Annotated in this window: 4 protein-coding genes; 2 read left to right on the forward strand and 2 right to left on the reverse strand. The window is 34.8% G+C overall.

Features of this window, described 5'->3' with window-relative positions:
• Nucleotides 1-180: 180 nt before the first annotated feature.
• The gene (locus tag FF52_RS07145; RefSeq protein ID WP_035691101.1) at nt 181-1,407 is read right to left on the reverse strand and encodes a bifunctional folylpolyglutamate synthase/dihydrofolate synthase; all 1,227 of its coding nucleotides are present in this window, start codon (nt 1,405-1,407) and stop codon (nt 181-183) included.
• 130 nt (nt 1,408-1,537) lie between these two features.
• Between FF52_RS07145 and FF52_RS07150 the strand changes: the two genes are divergently transcribed.
• Both FF52_RS07150 and FF52_RS07155 read left to right on the forward strand, forming a co-directional pair.
• A complete protein-coding gene (locus FF52_RS07150) occupies nt 1,538-2,233 on the forward strand; it encodes a MotA/TolQ/ExbB proton channel family protein (protein WP_008464191.1) in 696 nt (231 codons plus the stop codon).
• A gap of 3 nt (nt 2,234-2,236) precedes the next feature.
• Nucleotides 2,237-2,632: an ExbD/TolR family protein gene (locus FF52_RS07155; protein WP_008464192.1), complete on the forward strand. Its 396-nt coding sequence runs from the start codon at nt 2,237-2,239 to the stop codon at nt 2,630-2,632.
• Nucleotides 2,633-2,890: 258 nt separating this feature from the next.
• On the opposite strand, the gene FF52_RS07160 is transcribed toward FF52_RS07155, so the two are convergent.
• Complete coding sequence (locus FF52_RS07160) at nt 2,891-3,796, reverse strand: hypothetical protein (protein WP_008464193.1); 906 nt, start codon at nt 3,794-3,796, stop codon at nt 2,891-2,893.
• Nucleotides 3,797-4,000 lie beyond the last annotated feature (204 nt).

The following is a 4,000-nucleotide window of genomic DNA, read 5'->3' on the forward strand; positions in this document are numbered from 1 at the left end:
CCTATTTTACTAGGTTGCTATCGTTTGTGATTGCGAGTGCAAATATACGCTAGTTTTTGAGTTCTGCAAAGAAATTCGAATAAAAAATAAAACTTTTTTAAAAATAGTTTATATCTTCTTGTTTATGAATTTGTTATTAAAATGATTTTTTTGAAGTTTTTTCTACATCAAAAGTATATTTTAGTTCAAAGGCAATTCGGCAACAACAAAAGTGCTTCCGCCAACGTAAATAAAATCATTTTCTGAGGCATTTTTCTTTGCTTCCGCGAAAGCGATTTCAACAGAATCGTATTTTTCTCCAATTAAACTGAATTTTTCAGCCGCATTTTTTAAAGTTTCTGCTGGCAAAGCTCGTGACGAATCTGGATGGCAGAAATAATATTGCGCTTCTTTTGGAAAAAGTGGCAAAATAGAATCCAAATCTTTATCATTTACAACTCCTAGAACAATATGCATTTTCTCGTATTTTTCGTTTTTCAGCTGATTCATCACAACCGATAATCCGTGTTTGTTGTGAGCAGTATCGCAGATTATTTTTGGATTTTCTCCCAATTGCTGCCATCTGCCTTGTAAGCCCGTATTTTTTACAACATTCAGTAAACCTTCTTTTAATTGTTCTACGGAAATTTTAAAATCGGTTTCATTGTTCAAAATCGAAATTGTCTGCTGAACCGTTTTTTTGTTGTGAAACTGATAATCTCCAATCAAATCAGATAAATAAATTTGGTCAATTAAATCTGAAGCAAAATAAATCGGTGCGTTGTTTTCTTCGGCTTTAGCCAAAAAAACTGGTTTAGTTTCATCTGTATATTCGCCAATAACTACAGGAATATTCGGTTTAATAATTCCCGCTTTTTCGCCGGCAATCGCTTCCAGTGTATTTCCTAAAAATTGTGTATGATCTAAACCAATATTGGTAATTACCGAAACCAAAGGCGTGATAATATTAGTCGCATCTAGTCTTCCGCCAAGACCAACTTCGATAATCGCAATATCAACTTTTTCAGCAGCAAAATAATCAAAAGCCAATCCGACTGACATTTCGAAGAAACTCATATCATTAGCTTCAAAAAAAGATTTATGTTTTGCAATAAATTCAATAACAAAATCTTCTGAGATTTCTTTACCGTTGATTTTAATTCTTTCTCTAAAATCTTTTAAGTGTGGAGAAGTATACAAACCTACTTTGTAACCTGCTTCTTGCAGAACAGAAGAAAGCATGTGCGAAGTAGAACCTTTTCCGTTTGTCCCTGCTACATGAATGCACTTTAGCTCATTCTGCGGATTATCAAGATGGGCTGCCAATAATTTGATATTCGTTAAATCTTCTTTATACGCAGAAGCACCTTGCAATTGGTACATTGGAAGCTGATTAAACATCCAATTGGTAGTCTCTTGATAGTTCATTTGTTTAGATAAAATGGTTGTTGATTGAAATAAATTTCGATTTTTGTAGTTTAATATTACAGCGAAAATTATCTTTATTGCAAATTTCAAATATTTTTTAGAATTAATTATTAAAAACCAGAATTAATATATGTTTACTTTTATTCAGTTACAAACAGATACAATCGCAAATGCTTCAAATGTAGTGGTCGAAAAGATCGCGGCACCGCAAAATGAAATTTCAATGTTTGGTTTCATCATGAAAGGGGGAGTGTTCTTAATTCCAATCGCGTTGTTGCTGTTTTATACGATCTACCTGATTTTTGAACGTTATATGTACATTAGCCGAGCGTCTAAAATTGACAGCAGATTAATGCAAGATATTGGTGAAAAATTACATTCTGGAAATATTGAATTAGCAAGAACAATTGTAGAAAGAAACAATACTGCAGCTGGAAATATCTTGAAAGAAGGTGTTCTAGTAATTGGAAGACCAATTGCTGAGATTGAAGCCAACATGGACCGCGCTGCCGATATTGAAATTGGAGAAATGGAAAGGCATTTAGGCCATCTTGGACTTATCGCAGGTATTGCGCCAACGTTAGGTTTCATCGGAACAATTTCCGGGGTTATCAAAATTTTCTATAGCATTTCGGTTACCGAAAATATCAGTATCGGAAATATTTCTGGAGGTTTATACGAGAAAATGATCAGTTCTGGTTCTGGATTAATTGTGGGGATTATTGCTTATAGTGCATACCACTTATTGAACGGAAAGATTGATAATTTTGCTTTAAAAATTCAGAAACAGATTTTAGAATTTGTCAATATAATTCAAAGAGCATAAGCCATGTCTATTAAAAGAAAAAGAAGATTTCACGCCGAAGTTGCGACTTCATCTTTGAGCGATATCATGTTTTTCCTGCTGTTGTTTTTCTTAATTATTTCAACACTGGCAAATCCGAATGTGATTAAGATGACTTTGCCAAAAGCTAAAGCGAATGAAAAAACCAATAAACAGCTAATTAGTTTATCGGTTACAGAAGATAAAAAGTTCTACATTGACAAACAGGAGGTAGATTTTGAAAATCTAGAAACGAGTTTAATGTCAAAAATAGGAACAGATAAAGAACAAACCGTTGTAGTTCGAATTCCGTTTAATCTGCAAGTTCAAGACTTAGTAGATGTTTTACAGATAGGGGTGAAGAACAATTTGAAGTTTGTAATTGCTACAAGTCCGAAGTAGTCATTGCGAGGAACGAAGCAATCACAATAAGGAATGTGCCACAATCTTGTCATTTCGACGAAGGAGAAATCTCCATAAGTAACTCCGTAATGAATATCCAATCTTTGTAGAGCTTCTCGCGAAGATTTCTCCTTCGTCGAAATGACAAACGAGGCGAAGTGAGTGTGTCGAAATAAAACTTAATAAAAAAGGCTTTCAGATTTCTGAAAGCCTTTTTCTATGATAACAGTGTAAATTTGTGTAATTCGTGTTTTCTAATTAATCTAAACTAAAATTATAAATAATTTTTCCAACTTGTTTTGCAGCGGCATTTGCATCGGCAGACCATTTGGTGTTTAATGCTGCGATTTTAGCTTGTTCTAATAAACAGCTTGCTGTATTTGTTGTTCCTTTTACTCCTGGCGTTGCGCTTATGGTTTTTCCATTTTGATCAACTGTAACTTCAACAACTACTCTTCCTTGTTCATTGCAAGTGTATTTAGGTGCTGGTTTAGAAAGTGCTTTTCGTCCATTTAATGAATATCCAGATCCTCCACCAGAACCGCCGCCGCTTCCAGCTCCATAACCGCTTCCGGTTCCAATACCATTTCCAGTTCCGTTTCCGCCTCCAGTTCCCCCCCCAGAACCACCACTTCCATAGTAACCGTTAGAGTTTAGACTTCCGTTTGATTTTCCTTTATTTCCTGCTGCTTTATCGTCTCCGTCACCACCTTTGTTCGAACCCTTCATAATGCTGGCTAATGCATCGTTTGTCGAATTAGAAACTTTTGGTTTCTCCGGTACAGGTTTTTGTATCGGTTTTTCAACAGGAACAGGTTTTTTAGGCTTTTCTTTTGTCGGAATTACAACGTCATTATCTGCAGTTGTATTTTCTTGTGTAATTATCGATTCCTCTTCTGGAGTTGCTTTTGCAGGCGCTTGTTTTACATTGTTTTTTACATCCAGAACTTCGCTTTTATAATTGGCGCCAGAACCTAAATCGCTGTCTCCAAAATTTATGGTTACGCCTCCACCGCCACCTCCGCCATCAGCAAGAGCAACATTGTTTTCTGGATTATATGGTGGCCAGAAACGTATAAATAACAGTAATAGAATTATTACTGCATAAATAGCTGTTGTGAATAGCAATGATTTCTTTTGGTCTGAAGAAATTGAGGAACTCATTTAAATTCTAAATTTTGAAATGTATTATTTTAAAAACGTTTAAAAGTAGTAAAAATTGTTTAGAATGAAAGAGAGAATTTAACCGCAAAGGGCGCTAAGATTTTTTTTAATTATAACGCAAAGGGCGCTAAGATTTACGCAAAGAAACGCAAAGCTTTAATGACTTAAAAATGAGTGAATCTTAAATATTAAGTTCGCAAAGCT

The sequence above is a fragment of the Flavobacterium sp. F52 genome, assembly GCF_000278705.1.
In the GTDB taxonomy this organism is placed as follows: Bacteria; Bacteroidota; Bacteroidia; order Flavobacteriales; family Flavobacteriaceae; genus Flavobacterium; species Flavobacterium anhuiense.

What these genes read in the sequence shown, in the direction of transcription:
- FF52_RS07145 (WP_035691101.1), bottom strand. Translation starts at nt 1,407, where the DNA reads ATGAACTATCAAGAGACTACCAATTGGATGTTTAATCAGCTTCCAATG.
- FF52_RS07150 (WP_008464191.1), top strand. Translation starts at nt 1,538, where the DNA reads ATGTTTACTTTTATTCAGTTACAAACAGATACAATCGCAAATGCTTCA.
- FF52_RS07155 (WP_008464192.1), top strand. Translation starts at nt 2,237, where the DNA reads ATGTCTATTAAAAGAAAAAGAAGATTTCACGCCGAAGTTGCGACTTCA.
- FF52_RS07160 (WP_008464193.1), bottom strand. Translation starts at nt 3,796, where the DNA reads ATGAGTTCCTCAATTTCTTCAGACCAAAAGAAATCATTGCTATTCACA.